11 protein-coding genes and 2 pseudogenes are annotated in these 15,618 nt (G+C 63.0%); 3 read left to right on the top strand and 10 right to left on the bottom strand.

What is annotated here, in order from left to right; genetic code table 11:
• Positions 1 to 78: 78 nt before the first annotated feature.
• Together ABWP92_RS11940 and ABWP92_RS11935 are read right to left on the bottom strand one after the other, a co-directional pair.
• Entirely contained in the window at positions 79 to 1,695 is a 1,617-nt protein-coding gene (locus tag ABWP92_RS11940; RefSeq protein ID WP_353235603.1) for a hypothetical protein, read from the bottom strand.
• A 719-nt stretch (positions 1,696 to 2,414) separates the two neighbouring features.
• Positions 2,415 to 3,842 carry an NAD-dependent succinate-semialdehyde dehydrogenase gene (locus ABWP92_RS11935; RefSeq protein ID WP_353235602.1) on the bottom strand — a complete coding sequence of 476 codons (1,428 nt, stop codon included), beginning with the start codon at positions 3,840 to 3,842 and terminating at the stop codon, positions 2,415 to 2,417.
• 195 nt (positions 3,843 to 4,037) lie between these two features.
• Between ABWP92_RS11935 and ABWP92_RS11930 the strand changes: the two genes are divergently transcribed.
• Positions 4,038 to 5,039 (top strand): Bug family tripartite tricarboxylate transporter substrate binding protein, encoded by a 1,002-nt coding sequence (locus ABWP92_RS11930; RefSeq protein WP_353235601.1) that lies wholly within the window; start codon positions 4,038 to 4,040, stop codon positions 5,037 to 5,039.
• A gap of 12 nt (positions 5,040 to 5,051) precedes the next feature.
• A complete protein-coding gene (locus tag ABWP92_RS11925; protein WP_353235600.1) occupies positions 5,052 to 6,167 on the top strand; it encodes an iron-containing alcohol dehydrogenase in 1,116 nt (371 codons plus the stop codon).
• Here the strand turns inward: ABWP92_RS11925 and ABWP92_RS11920 are convergent.
• From ABWP92_RS11920 to ABWP92_RS11895, 6 genes and pseudogenes are all read right to left on the bottom strand, one after another.
• Complete coding sequence (locus tag ABWP92_RS11920; RefSeq protein ID WP_353235599.1) at positions 6,142 to 7,086, bottom strand: LysR family transcriptional regulator; 945 nt, start codon at positions 7,084 to 7,086, stop codon at positions 6,142 to 6,144. The genes ABWP92_RS11925 and ABWP92_RS11920 overlap by 26 nt on opposite strands.
• A gap of 135 nt (positions 7,087 to 7,221) precedes the next feature.
• Positions 7,222 to 8,199, bottom strand: coding sequence for a D-2-hydroxyacid dehydrogenase family protein (locus ABWP92_RS11915; protein WP_353235598.1), 978 nt, complete (start codon positions 8,197 to 8,199; stop codon positions 7,222 to 7,224).
• Positions 8,200 to 8,331: 132 nt separating this feature from the next.
• A pseudogene (locus ABWP92_RS11910) lies at positions 8,332 to 9,195 on the bottom strand (MmgE/PrpD family protein); the annotation flags it as partial.
• Between the two features lie 87 nt (positions 9,196 to 9,282).
• Positions 9,283 to 11,385: an acetate--CoA ligase family protein gene (locus ABWP92_RS11905; RefSeq protein WP_353235597.1), complete on the bottom strand. Its 2,103-nt coding sequence runs from the start codon at positions 11,383 to 11,385 to the stop codon at positions 9,283 to 9,285.
• A 4-nt stretch (positions 11,386 to 11,389) separates the two neighbouring features.
• Positions 11,390 to 12,181 carry an enoyl-CoA hydratase/isomerase family protein gene (locus tag ABWP92_RS11900; RefSeq protein ID WP_353235596.1) on the bottom strand — a complete coding sequence of 264 codons (792 nt, stop codon included), beginning with the start codon at positions 12,179 to 12,181 and terminating at the stop codon, positions 11,390 to 11,392.
• A gap of 29 nt (positions 12,182 to 12,210) precedes the next feature.
• Positions 12,211 to 12,489 carry a tripartite tricarboxylate transporter substrate-binding protein gene (locus tag ABWP92_RS11895; RefSeq protein WP_353235595.1) on the bottom strand — a complete coding sequence of 93 codons (279 nt, stop codon included), beginning with the start codon at positions 12,487 to 12,489 and terminating at the stop codon, positions 12,211 to 12,213.
• A 297-nt stretch (positions 12,490 to 12,786) separates the two neighbouring features.
• Here ABWP92_RS11895 and ABWP92_RS11890 point away from each other — a divergent pair, with 297 nt between their 5' ends.
• Positions 12,787 to 13,578 carry an IclR family transcriptional regulator gene (locus tag ABWP92_RS11890; RefSeq protein ID WP_353235604.1) on the top strand — a complete coding sequence of 264 codons (792 nt, stop codon included), beginning with the start codon at positions 12,787 to 12,789 and terminating at the stop codon, positions 13,576 to 13,578.
• Between the two features lie 98 nt (positions 13,579 to 13,676).
• On the opposite strand, the gene ABWP92_RS11885 is transcribed toward ABWP92_RS11890, so the two are convergent.
• Both ABWP92_RS11885 and ABWP92_RS11880 read right to left on the bottom strand, forming a co-directional pair.
• Entirely contained in the window at positions 13,677 to 15,236 is a 1,560-nt protein-coding gene (locus tag ABWP92_RS11885) for an AMP-binding protein (RefSeq protein ID WP_353235594.1), read from the bottom strand.
• Positions 15,237 to 15,435: 199 nt separating this feature from the next.
• Positions 15,436 to 15,618: pseudogene (locus tag ABWP92_RS11880) on the bottom strand (LysR substrate-binding domain-containing protein); the annotation flags it as partial.

Genomic DNA, 15,618 nt, shown 5'->3' with positions numbered 1-15,618 from the left:
CGTACGCTTGTACTGCCTGCGGCTTCGCGCCTCGTCTCGATCGCAAACCTTTGGTTTGCTGGGTCGTGTTAGCAGCTCTTAATTCCCTGCATCGAAAAAGACATTGCACAAGTACTTCACGGGAATGGTATTGACTTTGCCGCCGCTGTGGCAATAGCAGGCAGAAACATTCTGTGCGTTGTACATCGTCAGATCACCGTTGAGTGCACGTTTTTGAGCCATGAAGCAGGCACCCTGCGCAGTGCCGTCCTCACCCAAGTCCATCCAGCCGAAGGTGTAGAGGCGGCCCTTGTAGCAGTCCTGCGGCGGACTGGCCATCAGCACCGGGCCGATTCCCGAACCTCGGGGTGATCCGCTGTCGGGTGTGCATCTGGCTGTCTCAGGTGGCGTGGATAAGTCTTCTGGCAGGTCTATATCTCTCCGCTCGAATTCCTGGCGTGCGTTCTCTACAGCGGTGGGTGCCTCATCTGCAAGAGCCTTGACGATTGCGTTACCCAACACGGAGGTAATGACCTTGGTTGGAGGCATCTTGCCGTTCTTGTGGAGCCACTGCAACATCCTGTTGAATTCGTGCTCCACTTCATAAATATAGGCGACGATCTCGGGTGTTTCCTCGTCTTGTAAATCCTCGTAGCTGACGAATTTCTCTGTGTGAAGCGGTATGCAATTGGCAAGATCAACACAGTATCTGAACTGATAGGTCTGCCCCATCTGAGGCACGACGCCGATCCATAGTTTGACTCCCATCGGAGCCACGACCAAGCCGTCGCCGGGCGCCACGCATTTCCCTTGAGCCCAGTACTGATCCTCGGGGCATTGGCCGGCATGGTCGCGCGGGCTGGGCTGGCCGCCGTTGAAGTCGAACGCCTCCACGCTCACGTCCTTGCCGTTGGGCAGCAAGAGCACGCCGTCGCCGCTGTCGGACAGGCTGAAGGTGGCCTTGCCCGAGTTGCCGGGCACTTGCACGGGCTCGCGATAGGCGCCCTGCAGGGGTTGGCCCTGGCTGAACTGCACCAGCGGGGCCGTCAGCGCCAGCGTCTGGGTGAGCGTCGCGGTCATCGTGTACCAGGTGGGCCTGCCATCATCCTTGTACATGAACGAGGCGATGAACGCCGTGGAACCCTGGACCTCGATGAAGTAGCCGCGGCCGCTTTCATTCTTGCTCCAGTACCAGCCGTTGCGGAAGGGCGCATTGGACGGCTGGAACGCCGGGACGGAAATGGGAAAGCGCTCGAGCAGGATGGTTGATGGAGCCTTCCCGTTGGGCGCGACCTGCATTTCCGCATGCATGTCCGTGTCGAACGCCAGCGTGGCGGAGCCCACGTTGGAGGAGGTGGGCACGCGGTAGGCGCCGAGCAGCGATTGCCCGTTCTGGAACCGGTCGAGCTGGCCCGCATAGGCGCCGTTGGGCTGCAGGGTGAGCGTGGACGTGTACCAGACAGCCTCCCCGCTTTCCTCATACATGAAGCCGGCGAGGAACAGCCTGTCGCCCTGCCGCTCGATCGCAAAGCCGCGTCCGCTCTCGCTGGCGTTCCAGTACCAGCCGGTGACGGGCTCCACATAGGGCTCGGCCAGCTTGGCGACGGATGGCAATGGCGATGCGGACTGCGCCTGCGCGGGCAGGCCGGTGCCCAGCACGGCCGTATACAGCAGCGCGCCGGCAAGGCGCGCCAATCGTTGAAGGGTCTTTGTCATTCCTCACTCCGCATGAAATGTTTGCTTACATGCAGTATCCATGGCGCAGCTTTCGGCTTCAAGCAGAGATAAACCCGGGTATTACGGACCGCCTCATGGCAGCGCTCCCACCCTATGCTGGCATGGCCGGGTACTGGCGCCGCTGCAGCGCGTCGCTTGGCTCGCTCTGGAGACGAGACGCGCGCGAGCGTCTATGACCTCGTTCCCTGGGCGACAGGGCGTAGGCACTGCCCCTCGCTCAGGGAACTTTTCGGGGAATTCGGCGGGTTTTTCTGTCGCGCCGTGTCCCATGCTTCGGAGTGGAGACGCGACAGAATGCGACCCGATTCCCCTGGATTGATGGTTCGAGTTCGATCGCGCCTACCAACCAACCATTAGTAAAAGCCTTCCAGATCAACGATCTGGAAGGCTTTTACTATTTCCCGCTCCAGTGTTCGGTGAACTTGCGGTGGTATGCCCTTCCTGGCTGATCACCCTTTGGCGCTGCTTTTGCCTTCTTCCACAAAGGCCTTGAGCGCTTGTTCGAGCTTGGACGGCTCTCACCCACGATTTACGCCATCGATCCATTTCTCATGGGCGTTGAAGAGCGTCCTGGCGTTCTTGTGTCCCATCTGCCGAGCGATGTACGTTGGCTTCTTGCCCCGGCGCCCAGGGCGATGGTCGTATAGCTGCGGTGCGTCTGGGGTGGGGCGCCAGAACGTACCCGCTGGCTGTCGAGGCTACCTGTGGGTGATGAACTTGGTGGTCAAGTACCCGTCGAAGGTTTCCATGCCTCCCTCGCTGCCCATTCCGCTGTCCTTCACCCCGCCAAACGGCATTTCCGCCATTCCGCTGCCGTAGTGGTTGATGTTGACCATTCCGGCCTCCAGGGCGTTGGATACCCGCGTGGATATTTGCAGCGAGCGTGTGAATACATAGGAGCTCAGGCCATAGGGCAGACTGTTGGCAAGCGCCAGTCCATCGGCTACATCGTCGAATGCAACGACGGGGACGACGGGGCCGAACGGCTCTTCGACCATGATTCTCGCGCGCGCCAGGTCGCCCGTCAGAACCGTCGGCGCGAAGAAGGAACCAGGCCTGTCCAGGCGGGCTCCGCCCATTGCCACGGTGGCCCCGTTGTCCTGGGCATCCTGCACCAACTGTTCCATCACGCGCACTCGCCGCTCGTGAATCAAGGGACCCATATGGACGCCTTCCTCAAGGCCGGATCCCACCTTGAGAGAGGAGAGAACGTTGGTGAAGCATTGGATGAAATCGTCGTATACCCCGCGCTGGACGAAGAATCTCGAAGGCGAGATGCACACCTGGCCCGCATTGCGCATTTTGAAATGCCCGAGCATCCTGGCTGCCTGCTCGATGTCGGCATCGTCAAAGATCAGCACGGGGGCGTGTCCTCCCAGCTCCATCGTCATGCGCTTCATGTGGCTGGCGGCCAGCGCGGCCACCTGTTTGCCTACCGCGGTGGAGCCCGTGAAAGAGACTTTCCTGACGATGGGCGAGCGGATCAGGTAATCGGATACCTCGGCCGGGACCCCCCAGACCAGATTCAGGCAGCCCGGGGGCAGGCCCGCATCGTGCAAAGCGCGCACCAATGCGATGACGCCGCTTGGCGCATCCTCTGGTCCCTTGATGATGAGCGTGCAGCCTGCTCCCAGCGCCGCCATGACCTTGCGGGCGGCTTGTCCGATTGGAAAATTCCAAGGGGAGAAGGCGACGCAGACACCCACAGGCTCACGCACGACGATCTGCCGCACATCGGCTTCGCGCGGCGGGATCACGCGGCCATAGATGCGGCGCCCTTCCTCGGCATGCCAATCCGCGTGCTCAGCGCTTTTTTCCACTTCGGCAATCGCTTCGGCCAGAGGTTTGCCCTGGTCGAGCGAGATGTTCGTGCCGATGTCCCGGGCGCGCTCGCGCAGGAAATCCGCGGCGCGGCGAAGTATGGCGGAGCGCTCCAGCGGACTGGTGTTTCGCCAGCCTTCGAAGGCGCGGTGCGCGGTCTGCAGCGCCTGGTCGAGATCTTCGCGGCTCGCATGCGGCAGTTGCGCCAGGACGCTTCCCGTCGCGGGATCGTATACCGGCTGCGTCACGCGTCCATCGGCGGACAGAAAACGGCCATCGATGTAAAGCTGCAGATTTTCGTACACGCAATGTCTCCTGATAACTTTGACGTGGAAATCGTAGCAGCGAGGCCGGGGTTCCTCTTTCATGAATCAAGAACCCGCCGTTTCCCAAATGGCAAATCTTCGCGGTGATCCCAATCCTAGAATTTTTCATCCGCAACGGAATCGGCCTCGCGAAGAGGCTGCCGTACGAAGAACGGGATCATAAGGAGACACGTCATGCAAAAGTCACTACCGTCATTGGCCATCGGCCGCCGAACATGCGCTGCCGCGATGGCGCTCGCGCTTGCCCTTGGGGGCGCAGCCAATGCAGCGCCGCCCGCTTATCCGACCAAGGCGGTCACCGTGGTGGTGCCATGGCCGGCGGGAGGCTCCGCAGATCCGTTTGGCCGCCTGTTCGCGCAAGAGCTCAGCAAGAAATGGGGCCAGCCGGTGGTGGTGGACAACAAGGCTGGAGCGAATGCCGTGATCGGTACGGGGTTCGTCGCCAAGGCGCAGCCGGATGGCTACACACTGCTGACGGCCTTGGGCAACCATTCCATGAACCCCGCCTTCTACAAGGACCTGCCGTTTGATACGGCGAAGGCGTTCACGCCGATCGCGCTGCTGGCGATCGCGCCAAACGTCCTGGTGCTGCGCAAGGATTTCCCGGCCAACAACATGGCGGAGTTTCTCGATGCCGTGCGCAAGAATCCGGGCAAGTTCACCTATGCTTCATCAGGCAATGGGGGGACGCCGCACCTGGCGGGCGAGCTGTTTGCCTTGAAAACCGGTACATCGCTTCTTCACGTTCCCTACAAGGGCGCTTCTCCGGCCATGACCGACCTCATTGGAGGAACCGTGGATATGTCGTTTGCCACCTTGAGTTCGGCATTGCCCTATATCCGCTCGGGCAAGGTCAAGGCCATCGCACTGACATATGACGAACGCGTGCCGCAGCTCCCCGACGTTCCCTCCATGGCGGAGCTGGGTGTCAAAGGCGTCAAGGTGGCCACATGGTATGGCTTCATGGCGCCGGCGGGAACGCCCCGGAACATCGTCGACAAGATCCATGACGATCTGGTCGAGATCGCAATGCGCCCGGAAATCAAGGAAAAGGTCACCGGCATGCTGGGCACCATGGTGATTTCCGAGGACTCCAGGCAATTCCAGTCGCGTGTCGAATCGGAGATCGCGGAATGGATGTCCGTTGTCCAGGCCGCCAATGTGAAGATCAACTAACCAGCACGCACAATGAGCATTCTCCAGTTCCTCACCAAGGCACACTTCGACTTTGGCGCGCGCCGTGAATTGCAAAATGAACTCCAGCGCCATGGCTGCAGGCGGCCGCTGTTCGTCACCGACAAAGGGGTGATCCAGGCGGGCGTATTCGCCAAGGCGGTTGAATCGTTGTCCAGCCTGGATTCAGAGTGCATATTCGACGAAACGCCCAATAACCCGACGGAAGATGCCGCTGTGCAGGGATTGGCGCACTATAACGACAAGCGATGCGACGGCATCGTGGCGGTCGGAGGCGGCGCGTCGCTGGATCTGGCCAAGGCCATTGCCGTCCTGTGCGGTGACCCCGCGCCGCTGTGGGAATACTGCAACCGCAACGCAAACGTGCGCCCCGTCCGCAATACGCCGCCGCTGTTCGTCTTGCCGACCACGGCGGGAAGCGGCAGTGAGCTGGGCCGCTCGGCGGTCATCATCTTCGCCAATGGCGTCAAGGCCGGCGTGGGCTGTCCCCATGTCGTGACGGCGGCCATTTGCGACCCCGAGCTCACGCTGGGGCTTCCCCGCGCGATGACCGCGGCGACAGGCATGGACGCGTTGTCGCATTGCATCGAGACTTTTTGTTCCCCGACCGTCAATCCGCCCGCCGACGCGATTGCGCTGGATGGCCTGGAGCGGCTGTATGCCCACATCGAACGCGCCTGCAATCACGGAGGTGATGCGGATGCCCGCTGGAACATGATGATGGGCGCGATGGAGGGGGCGATCTGTTTCCAGAAGGGCATGGGCGCCGTTCATTCGCTGTCGCACGCGCTCGGTGCCTACGGCCATCATCATGGGACGCTCAATGCGCTTTTCCTTCCCACGGTACTGGCATATAACGCGAGCGAACTGGCGGGCAAGATGGACAGGATGCGGCATGCCATGAAGCTGCCGCCGGATGCTGATCTTCCGAAAGCCATCTCCGATCTGAATGCGCGCATTGGGTTGCCCGGCGGGCTCAGGGAACTGGGCGTGAGCACCGCGGATTTTGACGCCATCGCATCCGCGGCGCTTCTTGACAATGCCCACAAGACCAATCCGCGCCCGATCGCGCATTCCGACTATGTCACGCTGCTTCACGCAACTTACTGAAGCGCTGCTTCGAATGCCCGTCTGGTAACTGGGAGGCGTTGCGAAGCATGAACAAAAGCTCGTTCACGGCCTGGTGGTGCCTGGGACGCTCGTCGATGCAGATGAAGAATTGACGGCATGCCCAGTCGTCCTTGAGCCTGAGCAGCACCAGTCCCATGCTGGCGAGATAGTTCGCCGCGATGTGCTCGGGTATGAGCGCGATGCCAAGGCCCTCGCGCACCATGCGGCAGCGGGCTTCGAAGTTCATGACCTGCAGCTTGACTTTCGGAGGGCGGGAGAGCGTCGATTCCGCGTAGGCCATGAAGGCATCGAGGGAATGCCGGGGAAAATAACCGAGCAGATCGTATTCGAGCGCCTCTTCGAAGTGCAGCTCTTCCCTGAACGCCAGTGGATGTCCCATCGGAACGACCAGGCCAACGCGGTCGCTCATGTAGGGGAAGGAGCGAACCCCGGGAGCCGGATGGGAGGCATGGTAGATACCGAGATCGACCGCGCCGCTCGCCACCATGCGCGGCACGTCGTAGCTGTGGCCCTCCACCAGATCGACACTGGTATTTTCGCGCCCCTCCAGAAACCGGGCCATCTGGCGAGGCAGCATGTGCAGGATGACCGAGCGCACCGCGGCCAGCCTGATATTGGCGTAGCCGTCGGTATCGAACACCGCGATCTCCTGCTCGGTAGCCTTCATGCTCTTGAGCAGGACCTTGGCCCGCTGGTAAAGCAGTGTTCCGGCGGGCGTGGGCTTGACTCCGCGCCCGTGGCGGTGCAAGAGCGCCTTGCCCAGATACTGTTCAAGGTCGGTGATGCGTTTGCTCACGGCGGATGTCACCACGTTCTGTCTTTCTGCCGCCTTGGACAGGCTTTTTTCCTCAATGGCGGCGACGAACATCGAAAGAGCCGGGAAATCCATACCTTTCATGATCAAAACCTCCTTGTGTTTGTTTGATCGAGTGATCCTTCTTGGCGAGTGCGGATTGAGCGGGATTCCAAGGCTGGTGGCGGGCGCTCATGCCGCGTGGGAAGCCGCAGGCGCCTGTTGCCGGTCGAGAGGGCGCTATCGGGAGATTTTTCCCAGCGCGTCGGAATTCACATAGTGCAGTAGCGAAGCGTTGGCGAACGCATTGATATTGTCGAAAGCCATCCCGAAATAGCGCTCGAAATTGTCCTTCTCGACATAGCCGATATGCGGTGTGCAAAGCACATTCGGTAACTGCAGCAACGGATGACTGGCACCGAGCACCGGCTCGCTCTCGTACACGTCAACGGCTGCGAATCCGGGAGAACCGCTGCGCAATGCGGCCAGCAGGGCGCCCGCCGCGATGAGCTCCGCACGGCTGGTGTTGACCAGCAGGGCCGTGGGTTTCATGCGCCGTAGATCCTGCCCGGTGACGATGCCCGTGGTCTCGTTGTTGAGCCTTACATGCAGGCTTACGACGTCGCTTTGGGCGAAGAATTCCTCGCGCGACGGAGCCACTTCAAACCCGTCCTGCCGCGCTGCTTCGGTGGACGTCTCGCGTCCCCATACCCAGACCTTCATTCCAAATGCCCGGCCATAAGCGGCCACCTGCCTGCCTATGCGGCCATAGCTCCAGACGCCAAGCCGCTGCCCGTGGAGCTGCTGTCCCAGATGGCCTTGCCACAGCCCGCTTTTCAGGCGTGTGGCTTCCTCCAGCAAGTGCCTGCGGCTGGTCAGCATCAGCGCCCAGGTCAGCTCGGCGGTCGCGGAGCCCGCGCCGCTGCCGTCCGCCACGACGATGCCTCGGTCGGTGCAGGCCTGCAGATCCACATGCGCGGCCAGCTTGCCTGTCTGGCTGATCATCCGCAGCCGTGGCAGCCGCTCCAGCAGGCTGGCATCGATACGCGTGCGTTCACGGGTCAGCACGATGGCGTCCGCGCCCGCGAATCGCTCGGCGAGCGCGTCCGTTCCCTTCACATTGTCGTTGTAGATGCGTACATCGTGATGCGCCAGCTTGGAAAAACAATCCAAGTGGCGCACACAATCCTGAAAATCGTCCGAAATCACTACTCGCACTTTTTTGCTCCTTTGCGCGCCCGGTTTCAATTGTTCTGATGATGTGAGTTTGTCTTGCCGCTACCGCGAAGCCATGCGCACTGGATGCAGCCCCGCCGTGTCCGGCGCATCGTCGAGCATCCAGATGGCTTGCCTGAGTGTCTGCACGCCTTCCGCGCCCAGTGCCGCATCGATTGCCGCGAAGGTATGGCCGCAGCCGACATGGTTCTTGAACGTCAGCCGGGTGATGTGGAAGTCCCGGCCCAGCGTGCTTGCGGCATTCTTCCAATCCACGCCATTGCTCATGGCGTTGCCCATGCCGGATTCTCCATCGAGCACGTCCGCCGCGCCTGTCAAACCCTTGTCCGTCAGGGATGCCGCGAGCACACCCGCCTCCGCGGCGCGGCCGGCGTGCAAGGGCTTGGACATGGAGTCGCTGCGGAATGCCTGCTGCAGGCCCGCCGCAAACGTGGCGACGGTGGCCAGCGCATGGGCGAATCGGGATTCGTCGAGCTTCAGCAGATATCCGGCGGCCGCGGCTGCTCCGAAGCTACCCACCGTGCCGGTGTTGTGCCAGTAAGCGTAATGGTCCCTGCCCAGAGCCACGCCGATCCTGGTGGAGATTTCGTAGCCGAGAATCACCGCCTTGAGCAATTCAAGCCCGCTGGCGTTGACGTGCTGCGCCATTGCGAGCGCGGCGGCAATCGTGGCCGCGCCGGGATGGTACATGGCGTCACGAAAGCTGCCGTCCAGCTCCGCTGCATGCGCGGCGGTTCCCAGAATCAGCGCCGCCGCGCGCACCGTTGCGGCCTGTCCATCGGGAAGCAGGCACTTGCCTCGCCCGATGTCCTCCGAAAGCGCCTCCCTCAGTATCGCCGCGGGAGGCATGGACCAACCAGGGAATACAGCCGCGTGCCAGTCCATCATGGCGCGCTTTGCATGGTGAATCACATTCGCGGAAACTTCGGCGTGCCGGAAGTCCGAGGCGTATTTCGAAAAGGCTTCAATGGGGCGCATGACGGAGTATGGTGTTCCTGCAACTGTGGGGAGAGGGCGGGCCGGGCCTCTTGTTCTCGGGCTCGATCCGTCCGCGTGGGGACCCGCTCATCCGAGTACCGCGACGCCATCCACGGCGCGGACTCCCTGGCCTTCGGGTAACACGATGATCGGATTGATCTCGGCTTCCACGAGCCGGGTATCGAGTTGCGCCAGCATCCGGGAGAACGCCGCGATGGCCCTGGCGAGCGCCGCCACGTCCAGCTTGGGACGGCCACGGTATCCATCGAGCAGCGGCCAGCTTTTGAGCTCGCGCACCATGGCCAATGCCTGGGATTCGCTCAATCCGCACAGGCCCTCGTCGGTCTGGGGCAAAAGGCGCATCGTGGTGTCCTGGAGCAGTTCCGCCGCCACGCCTCCCATGCCGAGCAGCAAGGCCGTCCCCATGGGGTCGCGGTGCATGCCGAGAATGAGTTCGGCGCCGCCATGGACCATTTGCTGGACCAGGAAACGCTCGGGCGCCGTCCCGGTCTTCGCATCGACCTCCGCGCGCATCCGTTCGAGGCGGGATCCGATGTTTTCCTCCGTAAGCCCGACAGCCACCCCGCCCACATCGCTTTTATGCGTGATGGTCGAGGACAGTATCTTGAGCGCGACATGGCCTTGCAGCGCCTGTGCCGCCTGTCGGGCCTCTTGCTCATTGCCGACGACGCGCTCACTGGCGCAAGGCACGCCGAAGCGGGCGAACAGGATCTTCGCCTGCGCCTCGTCGAGGCTGCCTGAAGGCCAGGTATCGCTGCTCCCCGGCATCGCCCTGGGTTCGACATCCTGCGAGAGCGCGGGCGATGCCGCTGCGTGGAGCATGCCCTGGAGAGCCGCGGTGCAGGCTTCCGCAGCCGCATAAGCTGGCACACCCTCGCGCGTCAACAGGGCTCCGACATGGGGTGCGTGAGGGCTGATATACGCCAGCACGGGCTTCGAGGAGAGAGGCAGGCAGTCCCGGATCGCTCCCGCCATCAGCTCGGGCCTGGCGAGGCTGGACGAGCCCACGACGATCACGAGCGCGTCATAGACGGGACTTGCCAGGAGCGCCGTGATGGCTGCGCGCAGCAGGTCGGGCCGGAGCCCGGCGAGCGTCACGTCGATCGGGTTCCTGTCCAGCACCGCTTCGCTGCCGGTCTGCAAGGCCCGCAGCGCGCCGGCGGTGGCCTCGTCCGGCGCGGGCGTCTCGAAGCCGGCCATGCCCAGATCATCGGAGACGAGCGTGCCGGCTCCCCCCGTCGAGGTAAGGATCGCCACGCGCTTGCCCTGCAACTGTCTGCCGGTCGCCAGCGCGGCGGGAATGTCCAGCAGATCCGAGAAGGTCTGTGCCCGGATCACGCCGACCTGCCTGAACAGGGCGTCATACATGCGGTCCGATCCGGCCATGGCTCCGGTGTGCGAGACCGCGGCCTGGGCGCCAGCTTCCGAGCGTCCCACCTTGAACGCAACCACGGGCTTGCCTGCCCGGGCGGCCTTCAGGCATGCGGCGCGAAACCGCCTGGGGTCGCGCACGCTTTCCACATACAGCGCGATGACGCGGGTGGCCGCATCATCGGCCAGAAAATCGATGAAATCAGCCAGTTCCAGATCTGCTTCGTTGCTGCTTGAAATCAGCTTCGACATGCCGATGCCGCGAGCGGCGGCGCGCGACAGCAGCGCGCCCAGGATCCCCCCGCTCTGGGACACCACGCCGATGCCGCCGATGGGGAACTCATCCATCTCCAGCGCCCCGGATGGAGAGAGCACGATCCGGTCGGTGAGGTTGACCAGTCCGATGGTATTGGGGCCCAGCAGACGCATGGGGCCCGCGGCCTCGACCAGTTGCTCTTGCCGCTGCGCGCCATGAGGGCCGGTTTCCGCATATCCGCTGGCAAGGACGATCGCGGCAGTGCATCCCATGGCGGCCAGCTCCCTGACGGCTTCGGTGGCGCGCTCCGCGCCGAGCAAGACGATGGCGACATCCGGAACGACGGGCAGGGACGCAATGTCGGGATAGCAGGGCAGCTCGCCCATGCTTTCGACCTTGGGATTGACCGGCAATATTCTTCCCGGAAACCCATGCTTGAGCAGGTATGCCACGGGCCGGCCGGCGGTCTTGCCAGGATCGGCCGATGCGCCGATCACCGCGACGCTGCGCGGCGAAATCAGTTTGGAAATGGCGGCGCTCATGGCATCACTCCTTGCCGGCTGTCTTGGCCAGGAAGGCTTCGACGGCTGCGCGATGCTCGCTGCTGGTGTAGCAGATGCCCTGGGCCTGGCTGCCTTGAGCGAATACGTCATGCGCCGAGAGTTCGAAGCTCTGGTTGAGTATGGTCTTGGTGAGCGCGATGGCCGTGGAGGATGCCTGGCTCAGCTCCAGCGCCCAATCCGTGGCTTCCTTGAGCAAGTCGTCGGCGCTGGCCTTGCGGTCGATGATTCCCAGCAGAAGGGCTTCGTCGGCGCTTACCTTGCGGCCCGTGAAAATCAACTGCTTCGCCTTGGACAGTCCCACGCGGCGTGGAAGAAAGTACATGCCCCCGCCATCCGGAACGATGCCCCGCAGCATGTAGCTCCAGGTAAAGCTGGCCCATTCGCTGGCGATGATGAAATCACAGGCCAGCGCCGTGTCCGCCCCCAGGCCCGACGCCGCGCCGTTGACCGCCGCGATGACCGGCTTGGGCATGGTGTGCAGCAGGGACTGGGTGTGGTGCACGCGCTGCTGGCGGTGCCAGCCGTTGAAACCGACTTCCCCCGATGGGGCGTTCATGCGCTTTTGCATGCCGCTGATGTCGCCGCCCGCGCAGAAGCCCTTGCCGGCTCCGGTCAGTATCAGCGCCTTGATGCCCTTGTCGCCCGCAACGCGCTCCAGCGCGTGGATGAACTCGGTGCGCATGTCGTCGCTCATGGCGTTGCGCTTATCGGGCCGGTTGAAGGTGATCGTCGCAATCGCATTGTTCACCTGAAGGTCTATCAGTTGGTATTTCATTGGATTTTTCAGAGTCATTGAACGCAGTTTCATTCGGGCTTGATGCCGTTTTCCTTGACCACCCGGGACCAGCGCCGCTCTTCGGCCTGGACATGGCTCTCCAGTTCTGCCGGGGTGCCCGCGCTGACGGCCAGTCCTTCGCCTTCGATCTTTCGGGCGAACTCGGGAGCGCGCGCCGCGTTGCGCGCGGCCGAATTGAGGCGCCCGATCACGGCCGCGGGCGTAGCCGCTGGCACGTAGAGGCCATACCAGCTCTCGACCTGGCAGCCGGGAACGCTGCGGGCCACGGGCGGCACGCCCTTGAACACGGGGGGGACGGCTCCGAAGTCGTCACACCCAGTGCGCGCAGCTTTCCTGCTTCGAAGAATGACGACACGGCGGTGGCCGTGAATCTCTTTGGCATCTGTTTGTCTCCTGGTATCCAGGCCCGCAGGGAAGCTGGAAAGTCCGGCTGCCGGCTCGGCAACTGTCACGACAGCATAGAGCCGAACCCTGGATTCGCGTACCATTCAATTTCAAACAGTGGAATTGAAAATGCCCGAAGGATGACGCTTGGCGGCTGGTTTGCCCGAGCGCGAAAGTCATCGGGCACGGGACATGCAGGCATGGCGACACCTCGAACTTTCATCGTCAACGAGAAACCGGGACGCTCCCCCGGCAATCGCTCATTGGAGCGTGGCGTGGAGATACTCCGTGCGTTTCGCCCCGGCTCGGAGTTGCTTGGAAACAGCGATATCGCGGAACGCACGGGTCTGTCCAAGGCGACGGTGAGCCGCTTGACGCAGACCCTCGTGGGCAGCGGCATGCTTCAAATCGAAAAAGGCGCACGGGCATATCGGCTGGCGCCTGCCGTGCTGAGCCTCGCGCATGCCATGCGCACCGGATCGCAACTGCTCGGCGTGGCGGCTCCGTTGATGCGCTCCCTGGCCGAGGAGCTTCGCATCAACGTCGGCCTGGCCGCGGCGGACCGGGACGAAATGGTCTATCTGGAATCCTTCCGCTACAGCCGGCGCATCGCGCTCAGGCAGGTGGTGTCCGGGCTGCGCGTGCCGATGGAACTTACGTCGCTGGGTCATGCCTATTTGGCGACGCTCTCCGATACAAGGCGCGGAGCCTTTCTGGATGAATTCAAGCGTCGCCGCCCGCAGCAATGGTCGGCACTCGGACATGCCCTGGATGCGGCGCGTGAATCCATCAGGCAGCGGGATGTCTGCGCCGCCTCATGGCAGCCCGAGGTTGTCGCGGTGGCTACCCCGATGGAGAACCAGGACTCCACGTATGTCCTGAACGTCAGCGTTTCGAGCGCCGATCCGATCGAGCGTGTCGTTCGCCAGCTGAGACCGCGCCTGCTGGAGCTGAAGCAACGGATCCACGCGGAGTCGCCCGGTTTTTCCTGATCGCTTTCGGGTGAGAAAGCCTGCGCGCCGCGCGCTTGGGGCCATGCGTTCCGCATCGAGCTGCTTCAAACCAGCGCGCAGCTTCCTGGAGAGGCTCCCTACGTCCGCTCCCCGCGCGTTGGCAAGCCGGCGGCCTTTGCCGCCAGGCTGCGCAGCTCGTTCTTCAATACCTTCCCCGTGGGGTTCTTGGGCAGGTGCTGCAGGTAGATGTAGCGCTTGGGGCGCTTGAAACGGGCAATGCGTTCGATGCAGGTGGCGTCCAGTTCCGCATCCGTGACTTCGCCATGGGCCACCACGATTGCGGTCACCACTTCGCCCCAGTCGTCATCGTGCGTGCCGATCACGGACACTTCCTGTACGGCGGGGTGGCACAGCAGGGCGTCTTCCACTTCGCGCGGATAGATGTTGGTGCCTCCGCTGATGATGACGTCCTTGGATCGGTCCCGCAGATGCAGCAACCCGTTGGCATCCACCAGGCCGACGTCGCCGGTGCGCAGGCCGCCGTTCACCAGGGTCTTTGCCGTGGCGGCTTCGTTGTTCCAATAGCCTTGCATGACGGTCGCGCCATAGACCACGATTTCACCGAGCGCGCCCGGTGGCTGCTCGATGCCTCCTTCGTCTTCGATGCGTACGTCCACCGTGGTCTGCGGGTAGCCCACGGAAGAGAGCACGTCGGCGTTGTCGTCGTGGACCGCCTGCGCCAGCTTTTCGCAGCGGATGGCGGAGATGGTCATCGGTGTCTCGCCCTGACCGTACATCTGGGCGACGCGCGCGCCGAAGGTGTGTACCGCCTGCTTGATGTCTTCCGCGTAGAACGGCGCGCCGCCGACCAGGAAATTGCGCAGCCCTGTCAGTGCCTGGCCGCTGCTGCGGACATGCTGCACCATGCGCGTGACGATGGTCGGAGCGGCGAACAGGCTGGCCTTGCCGTAGCCTTGCAGCAAATGCGTGAGCTCGGCTTCGTCGAATCCGCCGCTTTCGCTGACGACCTGCAGGCCGCCCCTCATGACATACGGAATGCCATAGAGACCGCTGCCGTGCGACATGGGCGCGACGTGAATCAGCGCGTCGTCGCTGTCGATGGCCAGCATGTCGGCGTGGAAATTCAGCGCCATCGCCACCAGATTGGCATGGGTGAGCATCACTCCCTTGGGCTTGCCGGTGGTGCCGCTGGTGTAGAAAAGCCAGGCCAGCTCATCCGCACGGTGGCTGCCCGAATGGGCCGCGTGCAGCGGGGCTGCGGGGTTCCCGGGCGACTGCCATTGCGGGCCGTTCACGTCCAGGAACTCCGGACCGTTCGCCGCGGCGCATTGCCTGAGTTCCTCGAGAAACGGGCCTTGGGAGATGCAGAGTCTCGCCTGCGAGTCTTCAAGGATGTATGCGACTTCCTTGGGATGCAGCTTGTTGTTGACGGGCACCACGCAAAGCTGCGCAGACCAGCAGGCCCACATGGCCTCGGCATATTGAGCGCAGTTCTTCATGGCGATGCCGACGCGGTCGCCGGGCCGCAGGCGCAAACCGTCGCGCAGCAGATGCGCGAGCGCATTCACGCGCGCGGCAAATGCCGCATACGTCAGGGGCGCGGCCATGCCGGTTGCGAGTGCGGGGCGGTCGGCGTGCATGTTCACGGTCCGCTGGAACAGGTGGCTCAGGTGCATGGTCGATGTCTCGGTGGTTATCGGAAGGCCGGTGCGGTGCCGGTTCAGGCTCCTTTATGCCACGAGACCGCGGCCTGCTTTCTTTTCCTTCGTTCCAACTTGCAGAATGAGGGAAAACCGCAGTGCGCGGATGGCTTCTGTAGCGGTTCGGGGTTGCGCTGGCATTCGCCCCGGGACGGTGGCGTGGAGGTAAAACCGGCTACCCGGGCAGGCTGCTTGCGCAGGGTATGCGTGACTTGAGGTTTTCAAAAACCTGGCGCGTGACCGGGTTGATGACGCGGCTGCGGATATAGAGGTGATACACCAGATCGGGCAGGGCGGGCATTCCGTCGCCCTTGCCCAGCACGCGCAGGCCAGGATCGAGATTCTCCACCCCGCGCGA

This window comes from Diaphorobacter ruginosibacter (assembly GCF_040396215.1).
Lineage (GTDB): Bacteria > Pseudomonadota > Gammaproteobacteria > Burkholderiales > Burkholderiaceae_C > Diaphorobacter_A > Diaphorobacter_A ruginosibacter_A.
The sequence above is the reverse complement of the archived record's forward strand: the minus strand, read 5'-3'. Positions and strand labels throughout refer to the sequence as shown.

Bases quoted from the DNA above. Each gene is read 5' to 3' on its own strand.
- ABWP92_RS11930 (WP_353235601.1), top strand. From the start codon at position 4,038: ATGCAAAAGTCACTACCGTCATTGGCCATCGGCCGCCGAACATGCGCT.
- ABWP92_RS11900 (WP_353235596.1), bottom strand. From the start codon at position 12,181: ATGAAATACCAACTGATAGACCTTCAGGTGAACAATGCGATTGCGACG.
- ABWP92_RS11890 (WP_353235604.1), top strand. From the start codon at position 12,787: ATGGCGACACCTCGAACTTTCATCGTCAACGAGAAACCGGGACGCTCC.
- ABWP92_RS11925 (WP_353235600.1), top strand. From the start codon at position 5,052: ATGAGCATTCTCCAGTTCCTCACCAAGGCACACTTCGACTTTGGCGCG.
- ABWP92_RS11885 (WP_353235594.1), bottom strand. From the start codon at position 15,236: ATGCACCTGAGCCACCTGTTCCAGCGGACCGTGAACATGCACGCCGAC.
- ABWP92_RS11905 (WP_353235597.1), bottom strand. From the start codon at position 11,385: ATGAGCGCCGCCATTTCCAAACTGATTTCGCCGCGCAGCGTCGCGGTG.
- ABWP92_RS11940 (WP_353235603.1), bottom strand. From the start codon at position 1,695: ATGACAAAGACCCTTCAACGATTGGCGCGCCTTGCCGGCGCGCTGCTG.
- ABWP92_RS11920 (WP_353235599.1), bottom strand. From the start codon at position 7,086: ATGAAAGGTATGGATTTCCCGGCTCTTTCGATGTTCGTCGCCGCCATT.